The sequence below is a fragment of the uncultured Henriciella sp. genome, from assembly GCF_964005855.1.
Taxonomy (GTDB): Bacteria; Pseudomonadota; Alphaproteobacteria; order Caulobacterales; family Hyphomonadaceae; genus Henriciella.
This window is the reverse complement of record NZ_CAXFSW010000001.1, coordinates 586,860-605,818: the sequence shown is the minus strand read 5'-3', so window position 1 is coordinate 605,818 and position 18,959 is coordinate 586,860. Positions and strand designations below refer to the sequence as shown.

At 62.0% G+C, this 18,959-nt stretch carries 17 protein-coding genes; 9 read left to right on the top strand and 8 right to left on the bottom strand.

Going from position 1 to position 18,959, the window contains the following annotated elements; genetic code table 11:
• Positions 1 to 5 precede the first annotated feature (5 nt).
• Genes ABNU55_RS02905 through ABNU55_RS02895 form a run of 3 tightly spaced genes read right to left on the bottom strand, consistent with a single transcriptional unit; the run spans position 6 to position 3,292 of the window.
• Positions 6 to 401, bottom strand: coding sequence for a hypothetical protein (locus ABNU55_RS02905; RefSeq protein WP_290750131.1), 396 nt, complete (start codon positions 399 to 401; stop codon positions 6 to 8).
• A 27-nt stretch (positions 402 to 428) separates the two neighbouring features.
• Positions 429 to 2,702: a glycine--tRNA ligase subunit beta gene (gene glyS / locus ABNU55_RS02900; protein WP_290750127.1), complete on the bottom strand. Its 2,274-nt coding sequence runs from the start codon at positions 2,700 to 2,702 to the stop codon at positions 429 to 431.
• 53 nt (positions 2,703 to 2,755) lie between these two features.
• A complete protein-coding gene (locus tag ABNU55_RS02895) occupies positions 2,756 to 3,292 on the bottom strand; it encodes a hypothetical protein (protein ID WP_290750124.1) in 537 nt (178 codons plus the stop codon).
• 169 nt (positions 3,293 to 3,461) lie between these two features.
• Between ABNU55_RS02895 and ABNU55_RS02890 the strand changes: the two genes are divergently transcribed.
• Positions 3,462 to 4,277 (top strand): hypothetical protein, encoded by an 816-nt coding sequence (locus ABNU55_RS02890; RefSeq protein ID WP_290750121.1) that lies wholly within the window; start codon positions 3,462 to 3,464, stop codon positions 4,275 to 4,277.
• A gap of 9 nt (positions 4,278 to 4,286) precedes the next feature.
• Here the strand turns inward: ABNU55_RS02890 and ABNU55_RS02885 are convergent, their stop codons facing one another.
• The 3 genes from ABNU55_RS02885 to ABNU55_RS02875 all read right to left on the bottom strand — a co-directional run bounded on the left by ABNU55_RS02885 (position 4,287) and on the right by ABNU55_RS02875 (position 6,851).
• Complete coding sequence (locus ABNU55_RS02885; RefSeq protein WP_290750118.1) at positions 4,287 to 5,186, bottom strand: glycine--tRNA ligase subunit alpha; 900 nt, start codon at positions 5,184 to 5,186, stop codon at positions 4,287 to 4,289.
• Positions 5,187 to 5,905: 719 nt separating this feature from the next.
• Positions 5,906 to 6,700, bottom strand: a complete 795-nt coding sequence (locus ABNU55_RS02880; protein ID WP_348764215.1) for a methyltransferase — start codon at positions 6,698 to 6,700, stop codon at positions 5,906 to 5,908.
• A complete protein-coding gene (locus ABNU55_RS02875) occupies positions 6,642 to 6,851 on the bottom strand; it encodes a DUF2007 domain-containing protein (RefSeq protein ID WP_290750113.1) in 210 nt (69 codons plus the stop codon). Before ABNU55_RS02875 ends, ABNU55_RS02880 begins: the two co-directional genes overlap by 59 nt.
• Positions 6,852 to 6,952: 101 nt before the next feature.
• Between ABNU55_RS02875 and ABNU55_RS02870 the strand changes: the two genes are divergently transcribed.
• From ABNU55_RS02870 to ABNU55_RS02850, 5 genes are all read left to right on the top strand, one after another.
• Complete coding sequence (locus ABNU55_RS02870) at positions 6,953 to 7,966, top strand: polyprenyl synthetase family protein (protein WP_290750110.1); 1,014 nt, start codon at positions 6,953 to 6,955, stop codon at positions 7,964 to 7,966.
• A 103-nt stretch (positions 7,967 to 8,069) separates the two neighbouring features.
• Positions 8,070 to 10,034 (top strand): hypothetical protein, encoded by a 1,965-nt coding sequence (locus ABNU55_RS02865; protein WP_290750108.1) that lies wholly within the window; start codon positions 8,070 to 8,072, stop codon positions 10,032 to 10,034.
• A gap of 102 nt (positions 10,035 to 10,136) precedes the next feature.
• Complete coding sequence (locus tag ABNU55_RS02860; RefSeq protein WP_290750105.1) at positions 10,137 to 11,882, top strand: tetratricopeptide repeat protein; 1,746 nt, start codon at positions 10,137 to 10,139, stop codon at positions 11,880 to 11,882.
• Positions 11,882 to 12,742 (top strand): 4-(cytidine 5'-diphospho)-2-C-methyl-D-erythritol kinase, encoded by an 861-nt coding sequence (locus ABNU55_RS02855; protein WP_290750103.1) that lies wholly within the window; start codon positions 11,882 to 11,884, stop codon positions 12,740 to 12,742. Before ABNU55_RS02860 ends, ABNU55_RS02855 begins: the two co-directional genes overlap by 1 nt.
• 9 nt (positions 12,743 to 12,751) lie before the next feature.
• Complete coding sequence (locus ABNU55_RS02850) at positions 12,752 to 13,771, top strand: hypothetical protein (protein ID WP_290750100.1); 1,020 nt, start codon at positions 12,752 to 12,754, stop codon at positions 13,769 to 13,771.
• A 544-nt stretch (positions 13,772 to 14,315) separates the two neighbouring features.
• Here the strand turns inward: ABNU55_RS02850 and ABNU55_RS02845 are convergent.
• The gene (locus ABNU55_RS02845) at positions 14,316 to 15,998 is read right to left on the bottom strand and encodes an electron transfer flavoprotein-ubiquinone oxidoreductase (protein ID WP_290750097.1); all 1,683 of its coding nucleotides are present in this window, start codon (positions 15,996 to 15,998) and stop codon (positions 14,316 to 14,318) included.
• 98 nt (positions 15,999 to 16,096) lie between these two features.
• Between ABNU55_RS02845 and ABNU55_RS02840 the strand changes: the two genes are divergently transcribed.
• On the top strand, positions 16,097 to 16,891 hold the full coding sequence (locus tag ABNU55_RS02840; protein WP_290750094.1) for a uracil-DNA glycosylase: 795 nt from the start codon (positions 16,097 to 16,099) through the stop codon (positions 16,889 to 16,891).
• A gap of 173 nt (positions 16,892 to 17,064) precedes the next feature.
• Here the strand turns inward: ABNU55_RS02840 and ABNU55_RS02835 are convergent, their stop codons facing one another.
• Positions 17,065 to 17,541: a hemerythrin domain-containing protein gene (locus tag ABNU55_RS02835; RefSeq protein ID WP_290750092.1), complete on the bottom strand. Its 477-nt coding sequence runs from the start codon at positions 17,539 to 17,541 to the stop codon at positions 17,065 to 17,067.
• Between the two features lie 112 nt (positions 17,542 to 17,653).
• On the opposite strand from ABNU55_RS02835, the gene ABNU55_RS02830 reads away from it, so the two are divergent.
• Together ABNU55_RS02830 and ABNU55_RS02825 are read left to right on the top strand one after the other, a co-directional pair.
• Positions 17,654 to 18,337 (top strand): TIGR04283 family arsenosugar biosynthesis glycosyltransferase, encoded by a 684-nt coding sequence (locus tag ABNU55_RS02830; protein WP_290750089.1) that lies wholly within the window; start codon positions 17,654 to 17,656, stop codon positions 18,335 to 18,337.
• A 2-nt stretch (positions 18,338 to 18,339) separates the two neighbouring features.
• On the top strand, positions 18,340 to 18,951 hold the full coding sequence (locus ABNU55_RS02825) for a TIGR04282 family arsenosugar biosynthesis glycosyltransferase (protein ID WP_290750086.1): 612 nt from the start codon (positions 18,340 to 18,342) through the stop codon (positions 18,949 to 18,951).
• Positions 18,952 to 18,959 lie beyond the last annotated feature (8 nt).

Genomic DNA, 18,959 nt, shown 5'->3' with positions numbered 1-18,959 from the left:
GATGCTTACTCTCCACACTCTTTGTTCTCTTCCGCCAGGCCCTCGGCCAGGCGCGCGGCTTCCTCTGTAAGGCGATACCGCCCCGGTTCAAAGGATACCAGTAATTTTAATTGCGGCAGTCTGACGCCAAGCTCCTCGACATCGTCCAGCCGCGACGGTGTCACGCCGAACCGGCGCGCCGCTGATGGGTCGAGTACCTTATCCCTGATTGCCTTCAACCTGAAGTCCTGTACCCCAAACCGGCTATAAAGGTCGCAAACCCAGGCGCGGTCGCGGTCTGAAATGGCCTCGGGGCTGCGCCCCTGGGCGTCAAAAATGGCGCGTGCATGGTTTGAAGGCATGTTGATGAGGCAGTAGATAACGAACACGATCACGCCGACAATGAAGACGATGATGATCATGGGTTAAGTGTCTTCCTGCCTCTGGGCTTAGCCTGCAATCTTTGAAAAATCGGCCACGCGCGAGAGCGCGGCCCGAATCGATGTGAGCAATCGGAGGCGGTTTGCGCGAAGCTTTTCATCCTCAGCATTGACCTGCACACCCTCAAAGAACGCATCGACAGGCCCGCGAAGTTCCGCGAGCGCGGCCATGGCCGCCTCGAAATCCTCAGCCTCCAGCGCCGCGTCGGCGCGCGATACGGCCGTCTCGATAGCGGTATGGAGCGCGCGTTCCTCGTCCTGCTCGAACAGCGACGGATCGACATCGCCTTCAATGGCGGCGCCATCCTTCTTCTCTTCGGCTTTCAGGATATTCGCCGCGCGCTTGTAGCCCGCGAGCAGGTTCGCCCCGTCTTCGGTCTCAAGGAAAGCGGCCAGCGCCTCGACCCGTTTGACGATGAGGACGAGGTCATCTTCGCCCAGCGCGAAGACCGCATCGATGAGGTCATGGCGCGCGCCCTGGTCGCGGAGGTATTGTTTGAGGCGGTCGGCGAAGAAAGCGAGGAGGTCGTCGGCGCGAGAAAATGCTAACTCTAGTTCTGGCCGCATATTTCGGTCGAATGCATGCCACTCAAAGAACTGTTTAATCTCGCTGCTATTCACGAAGCGTACTCGAGTTTGGAATTTCGCCAACGTCCGCGCAAATCTGGCCTCGTCGAACTCGCGGCCTTCCGGTAGCTCGTACTCAAACGGACCATTCTCATAAAGCGCCCGCAGATACTCAAAAATCCCGTGCACGCTAGGAGGCATGATCGCAAATTCTTCATCGAGTATTTCGAGCAGTTTTAGCCGAACCCCATTCTCCAGAATGATCCGCACCACACCCAGCGCCGCCCTGCGCAGCGCAAACGGGTCTTTCGACCCTGTCGGCTTCTCATCAATCGCCCAGAAGCCGACCAGCGTGTCGAGCTTGTCGGCCAGCGCGACAGCAATGGCGACCGGCTCGGTCGGCACGGCGTCGGAGGGCCCCTGCGGCTTATAATGTCCGGCAATGGCGGTCGCGACAGCGTCTGTCTCGCCTTGCGCGCGCGCATAGTAGCCGCCCATCACGCCTTGCAGCTCAGGGAATTCCCCCACCATGCCGGAGACGAGGTCCGCCTTCGCAAGGCGCGCCGCGCGTTCGGCCATGTCCGGATCGGCACCCACAGGCTCAGCAAGCTCCCGCGCCAGTGCGGCGACGCGCTCCACCTTGTCGGCAATCGTGCCCAGCTCTTTCTTGAAGTCGATGGTCTTGAGCTTGTCGGCCATCTTCTCCAGCGGCGTCGCCTTGTCCTGCTCCCAGAAGAAGCGCGCATCATCGAGACGGGCTGAGAGGACGCGGGCATTGCCGGCGGCAATCGCTTTGCCGCCATCGCTGGCTTCGATATTGGCGACCACCACAAAGTTCGGCGCAAGCTCTCCGGTCTTCGGGTCGCGCACGGCGAAATATTTCTGGTGCGTGCGCATGGAGAGCTGCACGACTTCCGGCGGCAGGGACAGGAAGGCCGGGTCCATCTCGCCCAGGATGACGACCGGCCATTCGGCAAGGCCCGTCACTTCGTCCAGAAGACCCTTGTCCTCAACCAGTTCGAGGCCCGCCTGCGCGCATACCATCTGCGCCTGTTCCTCGATGAGCAGCCGGCGGTCCTCGCGTGAAAGGGCAACGAAGCCCTTTTCCTGCAGCATCTCTTTATAGTCTGCAAAGGAGGTGAGCTTGAACGGCCCGCGCCCATGGACGCGGTGGCCTTCGGTCTCACTGCCGGATTTCAGGCCATCGATTTCAAATTCGACCGTCTTGCCATCGAAGACGCAGAGGATGCGTTGTAGCGGGCGCACCCAGCGAAGCTCTCCGCGCCCCCAGCGCATGGATTTTGGCCAGTGAAAGCCGCGCACGATCTCTGGCACAAGGCCTGCAATGATGTCTTCCAGCGGACGGCCCGGGATTTCGCGCACGGCGACATAAAAATCGCCTTTCTTCGGGTCGCTCCGCACCTCTGCCTGATCGATCGAGGTGAGACCGGCCCCGCGCAGGAATCCCTCGATCGCCTTTTCCGGCGCATCGACCTTCGGACCCTTCTTCTCTTCGCTGACATCGGCAGACTTTTCAGGCAGTCCGGAAATCGCGACCGTCAGACGTCGCGGGCCGGACAAGGCGACCACATCGCCGTATTCAACGCCCGCCTCAGCAAGGCCCTTTGTCAGCGCATCGCGCAAATCGCCCTCGGCTTTCGCCTGCATGCGGGCGGGGATTTCTTCACAAAAGAGTTCGAGGAGGAGTTCAGCCATGAGCGGATGTCAATTCGAGCAAAAGGATTTGAAGGCGTGGATGGCGCAGACGATCAGACGCCGCAACTGCCCTTTACCCGCATTCTTTCAGTTTCTGCAGGTTCTGTGATCGCCATCGTGCCTTCGTAATCTGTGTGTTCAGGCCCGCTATCGGTCGCCTTGAGGCGGAATTCAACAAGAATGCCGCGATTTGTGGAGCGGTAGTGCCAGGTCTCGATCCCCTCATCATTCGTCGAGAGGTCGGCCTGCTGGAAGGTCAGCACGTCTTCATTGATCTTGATCTGCCCCTCTGGCGGGGCGCCCTCCATCTCGCGCAGGAAGACAAACCGCCATGTGGCCGGGTCGTCATAGGTGAAGGTGTGAGACGCCTGCATGAAGGTGCAATAGGCGTCGGTTTGCGGCGCATGCATGACGCCGATCTGCAGCGCCTGCGGATTGGTATCCGCGACCTTTTCCGGGTCCGGCGTCGGCGCGTCGGCACTCTGGCGCAGCTCATTGCCTGCCGGCTCGCCGGTCGTCTTGTCAGGCGAGCAGCCGGCAAGCAGCAGGCCAGCCAGAAGGCTTCCACAAACGAAATAAGCCGGCTTCATTCTGTACGCTCCTGTTTCATTCCAGCCCATTTTTCCTGCGCGCCGCGCGCATCGGCAAGGTTTGGGACGCAGATGCGCCTTTCGGCCCGGCATGTCGTGGCCGGGTGACTCGTCCGGGCTAGATGCGATATTCCGACTGGCAAGGCAAATCATGACAGAAACGGACGATATGACCGCTTCAACAGCTTCGCACAGAGCCCTTCTTACCGCTTTCACCCTGGCCCTCGCCTGTCCGCCGCTGGCCGCACTGGCAGAGGAGTCAGAGACGGAGGTTCCGGTCATAGAGACCTGTGGCGGCTACCGGCTGGAAGCGGAGATAAGCGATCCCGCAAAGCGGGAAGATCCAGACCTCATCAAAGCCGTCGGCGAGACACTCAGCCGCCGCGTTGCCAGCCTGGACAAGCTGCTGGCCCGCACTGAAGTAACTGACGCTGGCCATTTCCGGATCGAGATTCCGGGCGAGCAGGACATCGACCGCCTCAAGACATGGCTGGCGCAGCCGGGCGACACGGCCTTTTACCGCATTCTCGCAGACGGGGAGCAGGAGACGGCCAGCGAGGCAAGCGGCCTGACCCTTCCGGCCACGCATAATCCACCGGCCGAATACCGTCTCGACCCAGACCCCATCCTGACAGGAAGCGAGATCAAAAGCGCGGACGTCACATGGGACCGTACAAACCAGCCATCTGTCCTGCTGGCCCTGGATGAGGAGGGCACACGCCTTCTGGCGGAATTCACCGGCTCGCATGTCGGAGAGCAGCTGGCGATTGCGGTCAATGGCAAAGTGGTCTCAGCACCGCTTGTTCACGCCCCCATCACTGAAGGACGCCTCATGATCGGCGGTCAGCCCAGCCTGGCCGAGACCCGCGAGCTGGCCCTTGATCTGGATGCCGGTGTGCTGCCCGCGGAGATCGATTATCTGAACACGCAGACCTATGAGCGTGCCGATGACGCCCCGGCCGCGATGTGTGACCTCATCGACTGAGGGATACGCTTACGCGGCGCGCTCTGCTTCCATTTCGGCCCATTTTTCGGCTGCACCGCGTGCAAGGTCGCGCACGCGGGCGATGAAGGCCTGACGCTCTGTCGGCGAGATGGCGCCGCGCGCATCGATCAGGTTGAAGACGTGGCTGGCCTTCAGGGCAAAATCATAGGCTGGCAGCGGCTTGCCCGCCTCGCGCAGGGCGGTGGACTGTTTCTCGCAGCCTGCAAACCAGGTCTGCAGCATTTCGACATCGGCCAGCTCGAAATTGAAGGCCGACTGCTCGATCTCGTTCTGCAGGAAGACGTCGCCATAGGAGAGCGGCGTTTCCGAAGCCGGGTCGTTGAAAGGCAGGTCGTAGACATTGTCGACGCCGAACACATACATGGCGAGGCGTTCGAGGCCATAGGTCAGCTCGCCCGAGACGGGGAAGACATCGAGCCCGCCGACCTGCTGGAAATAGGTGTACTGGCTGACTTCCATGCCGTCGCACCAGACTTCCCAGCCAAGCCCCCAGGCACCGACAGTCGGGTTCTCCCAGTCATCCTCGACAAAGCGGATGTCATGGACGGTCGGGTCGATCCCGATCTCATAGAGGGAATTGAGGTAAAGGTCCTGAAGGTTCGACGGGTTCGGCTTCAGGATGACCTGATACTGATAGTAGTGGCCGAGCCGGTTCGGGTTCTCGCCATAGCGCGCATCGGCCGGGCGGCGCGAGGGCTGCACATAGGCGGCGCGCCAGTCCTTGGGCCCCAGCGCCCGCAGAACTGTGGCCGGGTGAAGCGTGCCTGCGCCGACTTCCATGTCATAGGGCTGCAGAATCGCGCAGCCCTGCCCGGCCCAATAGGCCTGCAGACGCAGGATCAGATCCTGAAAGGAAGCGGGTTTTTCGCGGGCGGTCGCAGCGGTCATGGGGCGCCTAAGTCGGTGGCCAGAATGAAAGGCTTCCGGCCTACTCCCACACGCCTATTTCCGCAACCGTAACCCGCGCCGGGAACTGCGCGGACTTCTGCCATACTTTTCAGCGATAAGGCGGTCGGCCCTGTCCTCTCCCAGCTTGTGATCCATATCTGCGGCGTCCTTCACTGAAATGGCGTGACTGCCAGGCGAGAAGCGACTGGAGGACGCGCCCCTGCCCCGACTGCGCCCAATGATCAGAACCGCAATGAATGTAGAAACCGCGATCAGAAAGATCGCCATCGCCATAATCCAGCTCGACATGGTCACCTCCGGAGACTGTTCGAATGATCTGCACCTGCAAGGTTTATCAATAAGACCGGGTAAACAGGGCTGATACCTATGCTCAGAAAATCATAAAGCAAGCAGGCTACAAGGGATTCGGCGCCTGTCACTCTGGCGACCGCCCAATTGATGCGCTGACGGAAGTCTGGCCTCCACTGCGTGGTTACGCCGAACGCTTAGATTTGCAGGCCTTCGACGCAGAGGGCCTCCAGAAGGATCATGAGCTGCTGGTGAATGGAGCCAAAGTTACCGGCACACTCTCCGGCCCGGCAAAAGTCTTTCAGCAGCAAGACACGATGCTCGACCGGGAGGGTTTCATTGTTATTGGGGATTACTGATGAAATCACCGCATTCCACGTAGAGAATGCTGAGCTTAGATCAGGACGAACTCAACCCCAGTCGAGCCCTGCGTCTGACCGCGCGATCGCCTCAAGCAGCTCTGTGCGCTCGCCGCCCTTTTCCTTGTAGATATTGATCCCGTCCAGAAGGCGCATTGCGCCGGAGCGCAACCCCTTTCTTGCCCGCACGATGACACGCTTTGCATCCGCGCCGGGATAGGAGCGCACGGGCATGACCTCGATCTGGCCGGTGCGGTGTTCGATCAGCGCCAGGATACGCGCCAGTTCGGATGCGCGGTGGATCATGACAAAACGGCCCCGCGGCTTCAGGACGTGCAGCATCTGGCCGATCCAGTCCTTCAGTGGCACGGTTTCCATATAGGCATCCTGCTTGCCCTCACCCGGCGCACTGATAGAGCCGCCGCGAAAGAAGGGCGGGTTGGAAAAGCAGAGATGGAAGCGGTTTTCCATGGCGCGGGGTAGCGCGCCAATGTCCTGAAGCTCTATCGACATGCGCTCGCCAAAGCCGTTGGCCTCAACGCCGAGACGCGCTAGCCCGGCAAGGCGGATATCGCGCTCATAGCCGGTAAAATTCATGCCCTTGAGGCGGTAGGCCGCCGGCAGGAGCGCGCCGCCTGCCCCGCAGCCGAATTCAGCCGCATCGCCAGTCATCGCCGGGTCGAGGGCGGCTGATAGAAGCACGCTGTCGGTGCCGGCCCGAAAGCCCTTTTGCGGCTGGAAAACCTTTACCAGACCGCCAAGAAATGCGTCTTCAGTGACCCCTTCCTCAGCCATCCTGGTCCAGTTCAGCCAGGGCCCGGCGGGCATCGCCTGCATCATCCTCATGCACGACCACCCGGATCGGCACGAGTGGTCCGCGCCCGTCGATATAGGCGGTGTGCTCATCAAGGACGAAAACCTCGATCCCTGCTTCGGACAGAAGATGCCGGATATAGCTCAGCTTGACGGGATCATTGGTGCGGAACACTTCTTCCATGCCAAGTCCCTTCCTCTCATGCGGTCCTGTACCGCAGCGCTGGACCGCGGACCTATTCGTATGCATATGACCTAGTCAATTGAGCTTAGCAGGAAAACCTTGTGACCACACCAGCGACAGCGCGCGAAACGACCTCCGGAAAAACAGTAGTCGACCGGCTTTCAAGCCTACTTGAAGGCGATCTTGCCTCGGTCGAAACCCTGCTGAAGTCGCGCGCAGCCAGCCCGGTCGACGTTATTCCGGACATGTCCGACTATATCGTGTCGGCGGGCGGAAAGCGGCTTCGCCCGATCATCACGCTGGCCGCGGCGCAGGCCGTCGGGGAGACGAACCCCTCCACTCATTCGCTGGCGGCGGCTGTCGAGTTCATCCACACCGCCACCCTGCTGCATGACGATGTCATCGACGAAAGCGACCTTCGCCGCGGGAAACCGGCGGCAAAGTCGGTCTGGGGCAATTCGGCCTCTATCCTCGTCGGCGACTTCCTGTTCGCGCGCGCCTTCACCCTGATGGTCGATACCGGCTCGCTGGAAATTCTCGAGATTCTCTCCAACGCCTCGTCGGTGATCGCTGAGGGCGAGGTGCGCCAGCTCGCGGCGCAGGGCAAGCCCGACCTTCCCACCGAAGACTATCTCGCCATTATCGAGGCGAAGACCGCCGCCCTCTTCGAGGCGGCTGCCCGCGCCGGGGCGATCTCTGGCGGCGGGGCAGACCATGCCGATGCGCTCGCCACCTATGGCAAGAATCTCGGCCTCGCCTTCCAGATCGTGGACGATGTCCTCGACTATGGCGGAACGACCTCCGTGATCGGAAAGGTGGTCGGCGACGATTTCCGGGAAGGCAAGATCACCCTGCCCGTGATTATTGCCCGCCGGCGCGGACGCGCCGAGGATCAGGCCTTCTGGGCACGCGCCTTCGATCTCAGCAAGCAGGAAGAAGGCGATCTGGCCCGCGCCATCCACCTCATCCGAACCACCGGGGCCGCCGAAGCGACCATTGCAGAGGCCGAGGCCTATGTCGGCCTTGCCAAGTCCGCGCTCTCCAGACTGCCCGATACGCAGTGGCGCCACCTCCTGGCAGAACTCGCCGATTTCTGCATCCGCCGCGTCAGCTAGACGCGCGCGGTCCGGACTGAAACGGACTGGCGCCCTTGCTGGACAGGCCGGACACAAACCTTACCCTCTCAAGGGACCAGACCGCCGCCGAAAGGACCGCTTCATGAAACCGCAACTGACTTCTGCTTTCGCCCTGTTCGCGATGGCGCTCACCGGTTGCGAAAGCATGAGCGCAGGTCAGCCTGAGCCCACCCCGCAGATGAGCGATGCCGACCGCGAGGCCGTCAGCGAGCGCAAGAAAGCCATTATCGGTGCGCTGTCGGCTTATGAAGGCGTCTATGATGTCTCCGAAGCCGCAATGGCGACAGCCGTGCTGGACGAGGATGGCGAACCAGTCGGGCTTCTGGCCTATGCATCACCCGTCGAGGCGATCAAGGCTGGCGACATGGCCGCCTTCGTCGCCGCGATGAAGAACACGCTAGTCCGCGACGGCGAGAGCCAACCTTTCGCGGCCGCAATCGCATCCATCGATGCTGCCGCCGCAGGCGACTATGAGACTGCGCTGACACTCGCGGAGACGACAGCCGATGACGAGAACATGGCGCAGCTCGGCGGTTTTCTGGAGGCCTGGTATCTGGCTCTCGACGGCCAGTTCGATGCCGCCATCGATGCGCACCGCGCAGTCGGGTCCAGCCTGCCGGGCCTGACCGGCGACCTGTCGCTGGCTGCCATGCTCGAAGCGGCCGGCCGGGAGGAAGAGGCGCTAGCCGTCTATTCGGCGATCACGCCGTCAAAGATTGAGGCGCCGGAACACGAATTCGATCCGCAATCGATCCTCTATAACCATGTACGTCTCGTTATCTCGCGTCAGGCGCTCCTGCTGCGGCAGATGGGGCGCGTGGATGAGGCCAAGGCGCTCTATTCACGGCTCGCAGACGCCGAGCCCGAGCAATCCGCCAGCTTTGCGGCGGCGATGGAGCAGATCGAGTCCGGCCGTGGTCTGGATGAGGACATGCTGGAAACCGACCAGGCCTTCGCCCGGACCCTGTCGGACTACTCGCTGGCGCTTGCCTATCAGCGGATGATCCGCTCTGCCTTTACCGGCCAGCAGCCGGGCGGCTTTGACGACACGAAAGCCGCATTCGACCAGCTCGCGCTCCTGATCGATCCTGACAATGAATCGCTTCGCCTCTCGGTCGTTGGCGACCTTTACGACGAAACCCTCTTCGAAGCGGCCCTGCATGTCGCCTCTGCCGCGCCCGAGCCGACGGCCGGGCTGAAACTATCTGAAGCCCAGTCCCTGGTCCGTCTGGGAAAGACCGATGCGGCCCGCAGCGCGCTTGCCACAGCGATTGAACTTGCAGAGGAAGACGAGGAGCTTGGCACCTATTCCAACGCCATGCTCATCTATGCGCTGCTCGATGACCGCGAAAAGGCGACAGAACTTGCTGAAAGCACGCCCGGTCTTGCCGAGACGGATGCGGAGAAGGCGGGGGCCCACTCGACCAGCGCGGCCATCTATTCGCAGTTCGGCCAGTTCGATAAAGCCCTCTTCCATGCCCGCGCCGCGCAAGAGCTGGATGACACGCATGAACGCCGCATGGCGCTCGCCAATGCACTGGCCGATGCAGACCAGACCGACGAAGCCCTGAGCCTCATCCGCGAAGAAGCCCTTCGCCGGCCGAATGACCCCTATATGCTGAACACGCTCGGCTATTTCCTGATCGAGAATACCGACCAGTATGCCGAAGCCTTCAAGGTGCTGGCCCGCGCCAACGCGCTTGCCCCGAACGATCCCTATATCGCCGACAGCTATGGCTGGGCCCGCTACCGGCTGGGGGACCTGGAAGGTGCGCGCCGCTATATCGAACAGGCCCAGCGTGCCCTCGCCCCCAATACGCATTGGGAGATCGAGGATCATCTGGGCGACATCTACTGGCATCTCGACCGCAAGGATGAGGCCCGCGAGGCCTGGCAGACCGCCCTCGATGACTATCCGCGCGAGGAGAAACGCCGCGAGCTGGTGGACAAGCTCGAAAACGGCCTTGAGGGCCCGCCGCCTGAGAAACAGCCCCTGCCGGACGTCTCTCTTGGCGACGATACCGAGGTAAACCGTCAGGATATCTGACCGGACCCGAAGGCGCGTTTCACTCAGCTGTGATCGCTATTATCTATGGCAAATCGTGCGTGCGCGGTTATGCTGATCTGTCAGAGTTGATAAAACCACGCCATGATCAAAGCGCGACACTTTACGGCAAGTCTTGCGGGCCTCACGGCCCTGCTTTCGGCATGCACGATGATGCCGCAGGCGGACTCCGCCCTTGCCGGCGAGGCCGCTTTCGCTGAAGCCGATGGTGCCTTCCATTCGCAGGCCGGAGACATGGGCGACTTCCTCATCGCGCGCTATGCCTCACTGACGAATGACCCGGAGGCGGCCGCTGAAAACTATGCCCGCATTGCCCGTATTCATCCGGGCGACCGGTCGATCACCGAGCGGGCGGTCTTCTCGGCGCTCCTCGCCAACGACTTTCCGCTCGCCCTGTCGATATCCTCGCAAGCGGGCAAGTCCGTCCTTGACGAAACCAGCCTGTTGCGGCTGACCCTCGCGGCTGACGCCATCGCCTCGGAAAACTTTCTGGCTGTGAGTGATCTGACCGCGCGCAGCCAGTCCGGACCGTTTCACACCATGGTGCTCGGCTCTCTGGAGGCCTGGGCAGAGTTCGGACTTGGCAATCTTGCCCAGGCCGAGCTGAAGCTGATGGATGCGGCCGGAGAAGATGCCTATCTGCGCGGCATCATGCTCAATTCGCTCGCCTTGATGGAAGTCGCCGGCGGGCAGGATGAGGAAGCGCTTGAAACACTTGAGGTTCTTTCGGCGAATGGCACGCTGATCGCCTCGACCGCGGACACTTATGCCCGCCTTCTGGCAGAAAGGGGCAAACGGGACGCGGCGCGGGATGTCCTTCAGACCTATCTGGAACAGACGGGCCATAATCCACGCATAACAGATGTGCTGGAGCGCCTTGAAGCCGGTGAAGAGCTGGGCATGAAGCGCCTGACCGCGCGGGAAGGCGCCGCACTGGCCATTTACGTGCCGGCGGCCGCCCTCGCCGCCCAGTCCGCCGATGATCTGCCCGGCGTCTATTACTCCATCGCGCTCCACCTCGACCCCGACCTGCAGGCAGCCCGCGCGCTGTTCGCCGATGCGCTCGACCGCTCCGGGCGCAGCGAAGAAGCCATCGCCATGCTGGAAGCCATTCCGGCAAGCTCTCCCTATCATGTCTCCGCGACCGGCCAGCTTGCCTGGGCGCTTTACCGCGCGGGCCGCAAGGACGAGGCGCTCGACCTGGCGCGCCGGACGCTGGAGGGCGAGCCCCAGCGCGACCTCAAGATCCAGATGGCCGACCTTCTGAGTTCGCTCAATCAGGACGAGGAGTCGCTTGTCGTCTTCGATGAGATCATCAGGAGCGACGAAGCCAGCGGCATTGATGACTGGCGCCTCTATTATGCGCGAGGCACACTGCACGAGGCGCTTGGGCGTTGGCCGCAGGCCGAAGAGGATCTCCTCAAGGCCAAGACGCTCAATCCAGACTCCCCGGAAGTGCTGAACCATCTTGGTTATAGCTGGGTCGACCGGGGCCTGCACCTTGAGCGCGGCATGGACCTGATCCGGCAGGCGCTATCGCTTCGCCCCAATAGCGGCGCCATCACCGACAGTCTTGGCTGGGGGTATTACAAGCTTGGCGATTTCGAACGCGCCGTTCACTATCTGGAGCTTGCTGCCGAAATCCAGCCGGACCTTGCGGAGATCATCGACCATCTGGGTGACGCTTACTGGATGACAGGCCGGCGTCTGGAGGCGCGGTTCCAGTGGGAGCGCGCCATTACCCTGCTGGAGGATGAGCAGGACATCCACAGGATCGAACGCAAGATGCTGACCGGGCCGGAAACACAGGCCGCAAGCCGGACGCCCTGATGCTTGCTCCAGCGAAGATCAATCTCTTCCTCCATGTCGGCGGCGTGAAGGAAAATGGCCGCCATGACCTCGACTCCCTGGTCATGTTCGCCGGGCCTGAAGCGTCGGACCGTGTCGAAGCGCGCCGGGCCAGCGAGGCAAGCTTCACTCTGGACGGGCCCTTCTCGGCGCCGGACCTTGCCTCGCCCGAAAATCTCGTGCTGAAAACCATCGCCGCCTGCCAGGCGCGCGGCTTCAAAGTGCCGCCGCTTGCCATCACCCTGTACAAGCACATTCCGGTGGCAGCAGGCCTCGGCGGCGGCTCTGCCGATGCAGGCGCGATGCTGCGCCAGCTGGTCCGGATCGGAACGCTGACCGAGCAGGTCGGCTGGACCTTGTCGACCGGGCTCGGCGGCGACGTGCCGGCGGCCTACACTTCTCAGGCCTGCCGGATGCAGGGCGAAGGTGAGATCATCCGGCGCGTGGCAGATTTGCCGGACCTGCCCACCCTCCTCATCAATCCCCGCCTGCCCTGCCCGACCGGCCCTGTCTTCCAGGCTTTCGATCAGACCGGAACAGGCCCCGGCCTCTCTTCTCTGGACCTGCCAGTGTTTGAGACACCGCCTGAAATGATCGCCTGGCTGCGCACTCACACGCGAAACGACCTTGAAAGCCCCGCCATCGGCCTTGTCCCGCAGATCCGTGACGTCCTTGACAGTCTGGACACCATGACCGGCTGCAGTCTTGCCCGCATGTCTGGTTCAGGGGCGAGCTGTTTTGGCCTGTTCGAAACGCGGCGCGAGATGATGTCGGCCGCCGAAACCCTCAAAGCGCGGCATCCCGGCTGGTGGATAGCTCCCACGCTTCTCAAAGGCGGCTAGTATCGCACCATGGTCCAACTGATTCTTCTCGCCGCGGCTTTCCTCGCAGCTGCGCTTGTTTCCTTTATTGCCTGCCATGTCGTGCGCCGGCTGGGAGTCGTCGATGCGCCGGACGGGGAGCGGAAGTTTCAGGCCGCCCCGGTCCCGCGCCTTGGCGGGCTTGGCATTGCCATCGGCTTTACGCTGGCCGCGCTGGCCACGTCATTTTTCGTACCGCTCTGGCCGGAGGAGAGCGGGCTGTGCGCCGCGCTGCTGATTGCAGGCGCCTTCACGCTGATCGGTCTGGCGGACGATGTGACGAACCTTTTTGCCAGACCGAAACTGACCCTCCTTCTCGCGGCCTGCATCGGTGCGCCGCTGCTTGGCCTCTCGCCTTCAGCGCTGGATACACCTTTCGGCCCGGTGAGCGCGCCCTGGCTGCTTTTTTCCGGCACCGCGCTCTGGCTGCTCGTCTTTTCAAATGCCGCGAACTTCATGGACGGGTCGAACGGGCTCTCCATGGGCTCGCTTGCGATCATGTTTGCCGGGCTTGGCGCAAGCGTAGCGTTCACAGGCGACTCCGGCTTTCCGCCAATCCTGATTGTCATCGCTGGCGCGATCTTCGGATTTCTCATCCACAATATGTCCGGCAAGCTCTATGCGGGTGATGTCGGCGCGCTGGGGGTCGGGGGATTGTTCGGCGTCTTTGCTCTCGTGCCGGACCTACCAGTCTGGACGATTGCGACGCTCGCGCTTCCCTTCCTGGCCGATACGCTTCTGACACTGATCTTGCGGGTCCGGCGCGGCGAAAGCCTGCTGCGGGCGCACCGCGATCACGCCTATCAGGCGCTGATGAAAGCAGGCTGGGGCCACTGGGAGGTCGCCATACTCTGGTGGGGGCTGGCGGCCGCCTGCGCGGCCGCTGCATCAGTCGGCGCGGCCGGTGGCGGCGCCCTGCCCTTCATCGTCTTCTGGTGCCTCGCCCTGTTGCTCAGCGCCGGATGGGTCGCCATCCAGCGACAGGCTGGCCACGTAATCGCGCGCCTCTGAGACATTCAGGCGTTTCGGGGCGACCCAGGGACGGAAGAAGAAGGCGAGAGCCGCGCCGCCGAGAGTGAGAACAGCCCCGGCGGAAAGGGCATAGACCTCCAGAGCGGGCGCAATCAGCCCGCCCGGAACAGCGCCCAGCGCAGCAAGACCGGCCACTACCCCGATTATACCAAGCAGAAATACCGCCCAGCGCGACCCGCCGCCGGTGGCACCGACCGAGACCTTCATCTCAGGTTTGAGAGCGGCCAGCGCATCAAGCGTCTCGCGGTAAAGCGCCAGACACTGCTCACCATTCTCGTCGCCCGCCGGCGCCGTACAGGATATGCGGCGCCTCGTGTTGTCCGCGGCCTTCAGGTCCAGCCAGGTCGTGCGGCTTTGCTGCGCCTCCATCTCAGCGAAATGCGCCTGCTCGACATTGGCAAGGCTGCAGAAAAGCTCGCCATTGCAGGTGAGCATTCCGCTATCGATGGTCCAGTTGTCGCGCTCCCTCAGGAGCGAAGGCTTGAACTCGAAGCTCTTCATGGGGCTTCTCCCTCAAGTGACTCTACATGTTCGGATAGGCAGGCCCACCGCCGCCTTCCGGCGTCGTCCAGTTGATGTTCTGGTTCGGGTCCTTGATATCGCATGTCTTGCAGTGGATGCAGTTCTGCGCGTTGATCTGGAAGCGCGGCTCCTTGCCTTCTTCCTCAACCCACTCATAGACCCCGGCCGGACAATAGCGCGCGGACGGGCCTGCATAGACATCGTGCTCTGACTTCTTCTGAAGCTCCATATCCTTCACGATCAGATGCACCGGCTGGTCTTCAGCATGGTTGGTGTTGGTGAAGGAGACATTGGTCAGCTTGTCGAAGCTGATCTTGCCATCCGGACGCGGATAGTCGATCGGCTTGTGCTTGGAGGCCGGCTCGAGCGCTGCCGCATCGGTCTTGCCGTGGCTGAGCGTGCCGAAGAAGGAGAAACCGCCGAGCAGCTTGGTTGTCCACATCTCGAGACCGCCAAGCAGCGTGCCGAACATGGTACCGGCCTTGGAAAGCAACGGCTTCACATTCCGCACCGCGAACAGCTCCTTGCGGACCGAGGACTTCTCATACGCTTCCTGATAGGCCGTAAGCTCATCGCCCTGACGGCCCTCCTTGATCGCGGCGAAAGCGGCTTCTGCACCCATCATGCCGGTCAGGATGGCGTTGTGGCTGCCCTTGATGCGAGGCACGTTGACGAAACCGGCCGAACAGCCGATCAGCGCACCGCCCGGGAAGGTCAGCTTCGGAAGCGACTGATAGCCGCCTTCAGTGATCGCGCGCGCGCCATAGCCGACGCGCTTGCCGCCCTCGATGAATTTCAGGATGTCCGGATGGTGCTTCCAGCGCTGCAGCTCCTGATACGGAGAGAGGTACGGATTCTTGTAATTGAGGTGCACAACGAAGCCGAGCGAGACAAAGGGCTCGCCGCCATCGCGGAAATGATAGAGGAAGCTGCCGCCGCCAGTCTTGTCGTCGAGCGGCCAGCCGAGCGTGTGCTGAACGTAGCCTTCCTGGAAATTCTCTTCCGGCACCGACCAGAGCTCTTTCAGGCCAATGCCGTATTTCTGCGGGTCGCGGTCTTTCGAGAGATCAAATTTCTGGATCAGCTGCTTCGACAGCGAGCCACGCGCGCCTTCGGCGAAGAAGACATATTTGCCGAGAAGCTCCATGCCCGGCTCATAGTCAGGCTTGTGGCTGCCATCAGCGGCAATGCCCATGACCCCCGCGACAACGCCTTTCACTTCACCATTATCGCCATAGACGATGTCGGATGCGGCAAAGCCCGGGAAAACATTGATGCCGAGATTTTCAGCTTCCTGGCCCAGCCAGCGGGTCACATTGGCAAGCGAGCCGGTATAGTTGCCATGGTTCTTCATATAGCCCGGCATCGGAAGCCAGGAGATATCCATGGAGCCTTTGGGGCCAAGCCAGATGAACTTGTCACCGGTGACTTCGGTCTTCAGCGGTGCGTCATCGCGTTCGCGCCAGTCGGGGATCAGCGCGTCGAGACCCGATGGGTCCACCACAACGCCGGACAGGATGTGCGCGCCAATCTCGCCGCCTTTTTCCAGCACGACGACTTCAAGCTCTTCGCCCGCTTCATTGGCCAGCTGTTTCGCCCGGATCGCAGCTGACAGGCCTGCAGGCCCACCGCCAACGATCACCAGATCGAATTCCATGGATTCGCGTTCCACCGCTTCGCTCATATCTTGTCTCTCCCGGCTGAGGCCACGTGTGATAGCCCGCTTTGTACATAGTCACAGTCCGGTCTACAGTCGATTTGCCAGAATTCCAAAGGGTCTCGATGTCTCAGCCGGAACAAATTCAGGCGCTTAAGGCGCTCCGCGACTGGTGGGCGGAGATGGGGGTCGATGCCGACGAGGCCGAAATCCGCGCCCTGACCAAGGCCGCCCGCACCTCTGTCGGCCCGGCCGCGCCGCCGCAGACCGCGCGCCGTCCCCGGGCAATCCCGAAAGAAAAGCGCCATGAAGACTGGGTCGAAGAGGCCAGAAACCTTGCCCGTGCCGCCGCCACGATGGCCGATCTCAAAGCCGCCATCGAAGGCTTCGACGGTTGCCTGTTGAAGGAAGCGGCACGCAATGCGGCCTGTTATGACGGGGTGGAAGGCGCGCCAGTCATGGTCATCGGTGAAGGGCCCGGCGCAGAAGAGGACAAGCAGGGCAAGCCCTTTGTCGGGCGCGCCGGACAGCTCCTCGACCGGATGCTGGCGGCGATTGGCCTCTCTCGCGCCACCAATGTCTTCATCACCAATGTCAATTACTGGCGCCCGCCGGGAAATCGCAATCCGACTGACGACGAACTCGCGCTCTGCCGTCCTTTCGTCGATCGGATGGTGGAGATCGGCCAGCCGAAACTCATCATCGCGGCAGGCGGTGTGTCTGCGAAATCGCTTCTGAATGCCTCAATCGGGATCATGAAACTGCGCGGCACCGAACAGATGCTTGAAACACCTGGCGGCTATTCAGCCCCGCTCTTCCCCATCTTCCACCCGGCCTTCCTGCTGCGCCGCCCGGAAGAAAAAAGCCGCGCCTGGCGGGATCTCTTGCAGATTCAGGAAAGGCTGGAAGGGCTCAGCTGACCGGCACGCGTCGGGAAATTTCTTCCGCACATAGAAAAACCCCGGAGCGTGAGGGAGGGGAGGGGTACGCTCCGGGGTCTTTTGGAGAGGAAAAGCGTGAGGGGGAGGGAACGCTTCAGCCTCTTTGATGGACGTTCGCTGGATGTGCGGTCCAGCTTCCTTTGGTGTCCACTCTACTCTTCGAGCTTCTCTTCGGCTTTCTCCTCGACAAGCTCGATCTCGTCGTCCTTACGCTTCTTGAACGCAGCTCCCAGCTTTTCGTTCCCGTCCTTGCCGACAGTTTCCTTGGCGACCGGGAAGACGTCGTTTTCTTCTTCTTCCATATGGTGCTCATAGCGCTCTTTCAGCTGCTTGAACTTGGTCAGCCAGCCCGGGGACGACATGTCGGTGTCGTTGAGTTCTTCCATGAGATCGTCGAGCTCCTTGTGCTCGGCGACGGAGTGGCGCCCTTCCGGCTGGCCCTCCTCGGTGGCGATCAGCTTGGAATAGAATGTCTCTTCCTCGGCTGCGGCGTGCGCGCTGACATCATGGTAGAACTTGTCCCAGACGTCGCGGCGCATCTCATTGTCGCCGCTCGTGCTGACGATGAGGTCGAGCATCTTGCGGTGCTTGTCGTGGTCTTTCTTGAGTGTTTCGTAGATCGTGGACATAAGGGTCCTTCCTTCGCGTTTCGAACACTGTTTAAACGCCTTTGTACACGGCCCGTTCCGCCGGGTCCGGCGCGCCATGGCGCGACAATCTGAACCTTGTCGAGATCCGCCTATGCCTGCGCCTCTATCAGTCATCATCCCCACCCTGAATGCCGGCGAAGACCTGCCCGCCTGCCTGGCCGCCCTGATGCCCGGCGCCGAAAGCGGGCTTGTCCGTGAAGTCATCATTGCCGATGGCGGATCAGAGGACGCAACGCCCGCCATCGCAGACTCCGCAGGCGCAGACGTCATTGAGGGGCCCGCGGGCCGGGCCAAGCAGCTGATTTCAGGCGCCTCCAGAGCGCGCGGGGACTGGCTGCTCTTCCTGCATGCCGATACCGTCCTCAGCCGGGACTGGGCAGAACGCGTGCGCGATCATATTGCCGACAGGCCCGGTAAGGCCGCTGTCTTCACGCTCGCCTTCCGGTCCGACCATCCGATGGCAAGCCGTGTCGCAAGACGTGCCAATCAGCGCGCCCGCTTCCTCGCTTTGCCCTATGGCGATCAGGGCCTGCTCATCTCCCGCAAGCTCTATGACGAGACCGGCGGCTATGAGGACCTGCCCCTGCTGGAGGATGTGCGCCTTGTTCAGGCCGTCGGCCGCAAGCGTCTTTCCATCCTGTCGGCGCAGGCCCGCACGTCTGCAGCCAAGTATGAGCGTGATGGCTGGCGCCGGCGCAGCTGGAAGAATGCCTGGATCATTACAAGATATCTGTTGGGCGCCAGCCCCGCATCGCTTGCCAGATCCTATCGCTGACCATGCACAGACCGACCCTGCTTATCCTGACCAAGCCCCCGCAAATGGGCGTCTCCAAGACGCGGCTGGCCGCAGATGCCGGCCGGGTGACGGCGCGGCGTCTGTCACGGGCGATGACAGCCCATACGATGCGTCAGGCCGCTCATCCTGCATGGCGCACCCGCCTCCTGATCGCCCCCGCCAGTGAAACGGAGAAGACACTTGGAGGCCTCTGGCCGTCCCAGTTTGAGCGCCGGGCCCAGTCCGGCCGCGGGCTGGGCGAACGTCTGACCCATGGCATGATGGACGCCCCGCCCGGCCCCGTCATCTTCATCGGGACAGACGCGCCCGGCCTGACGAAAAGCCTGCTTCTTGACGCTGTACGCCAATTGCGGCGCAGCGATGCCGTGTTCGGACCTGCCCGGGATGGCGGTTTCTGGCTGTTCGGCCTCAGCCACAGATTGCGATCTCCAGGTGTTTTCGAAGCTGTGCGCTGGTCCAGTCCGCACGCCATGGAAGATGTGTGGAGTAATCTGCCGCCACACGCCAAGGTTTCGCTCCTCCCTGATCTTGTGGACATAGACACATGGCGTGACTGGCAACTGTATAAAAAACAGTGCAGAACCCGTTTCTGAACACAGAT

What these genes read in the sequence shown, in the direction of transcription:
- glyS (WP_290750127.1), bottom strand. Translation starts at nt 2,702, where the DNA reads ATGGCTGAACTCCTCCTCGAACTCTTTTGTGAAGAAATCCCCGCCCGC.
- ABNU55_RS02905 (WP_290750131.1), bottom strand. Translation starts at nt 401, where the DNA reads ATGATCATCATCGTCTTCATTGTCGGCGTGATCGTGTTCGTTATCTAC.
- ABNU55_RS02830 (WP_290750089.1), top strand. Translation starts at nt 17,654, where the DNA reads ATGCCTGCGCCTCTATCAGTCATCATCCCCACCCTGAATGCCGGCGAA.
- ABNU55_RS02865 (WP_290750108.1), top strand. Translation starts at nt 8,070, where the DNA reads ATGAAACCGCAACTGACTTCTGCTTTCGCCCTGTTCGCGATGGCGCTC.
- ABNU55_RS02855 (WP_290750103.1), top strand. Translation starts at nt 11,882, where the DNA reads ATGCTTGCTCCAGCGAAGATCAATCTCTTCCTCCATGTCGGCGGCGTG.
- ABNU55_RS02875 (WP_290750113.1), bottom strand. Translation starts at nt 6,851, where the DNA reads ATGGAAGAAGTGTTCCGCACCAATGATCCCGTCAAGCTGAGCTATATC.
- ABNU55_RS02835 (WP_290750092.1), bottom strand. Translation starts at nt 17,541, where the DNA reads ATGTCCACGATCTACGAAACACTCAAGAAAGACCACGACAAGCACCGC.
- ABNU55_RS02885 (WP_290750118.1), bottom strand. Translation starts at nt 5,186, where the DNA reads ATGACCGCTGCGACCGCCCGCGAAAAACCCGCTTCCTTTCAGGATCTG.
- ABNU55_RS02860 (WP_290750105.1), top strand. Translation starts at nt 10,137, where the DNA reads ATGATCAAAGCGCGACACTTTACGGCAAGTCTTGCGGGCCTCACGGCC.
- ABNU55_RS02895 (WP_290750124.1), bottom strand. Translation starts at nt 3,292, where the DNA reads ATGAAGCCGGCTTATTTCGTTTGTGGAAGCCTTCTGGCTGGCCTGCTG.
- ABNU55_RS02880 (WP_348764215.1), bottom strand. Translation starts at nt 6,700, where the DNA reads ATGAGGATGATGCAGGCGATGCCCGCCGGGCCCTGGCTGAACTGGACC.
- ABNU55_RS02840 (WP_290750094.1), top strand. Translation starts at nt 16,097, where the DNA reads ATGTCTCAGCCGGAACAAATTCAGGCGCTTAAGGCGCTCCGCGACTGG.
- ABNU55_RS02850 (WP_290750100.1), top strand. Translation starts at nt 12,752, where the DNA reads ATGGTCCAACTGATTCTTCTCGCCGCGGCTTTCCTCGCAGCTGCGCTT.
- ABNU55_RS02825 (WP_290750086.1), top strand. Translation starts at nt 18,340, where the DNA reads ATGCACAGACCGACCCTGCTTATCCTGACCAAGCCCCCGCAAATGGGC.
- ABNU55_RS02845 (WP_290750097.1), bottom strand. Translation starts at nt 15,998, where the DNA reads ATGAGCGAAGCGGTGGAACGCGAATCCATGGAATTCGATCTGGTGATC.
- ABNU55_RS02890 (WP_290750121.1), top strand. Translation starts at nt 3,462, where the DNA reads ATGACCGCTTCAACAGCTTCGCACAGAGCCCTTCTTACCGCTTTCACC.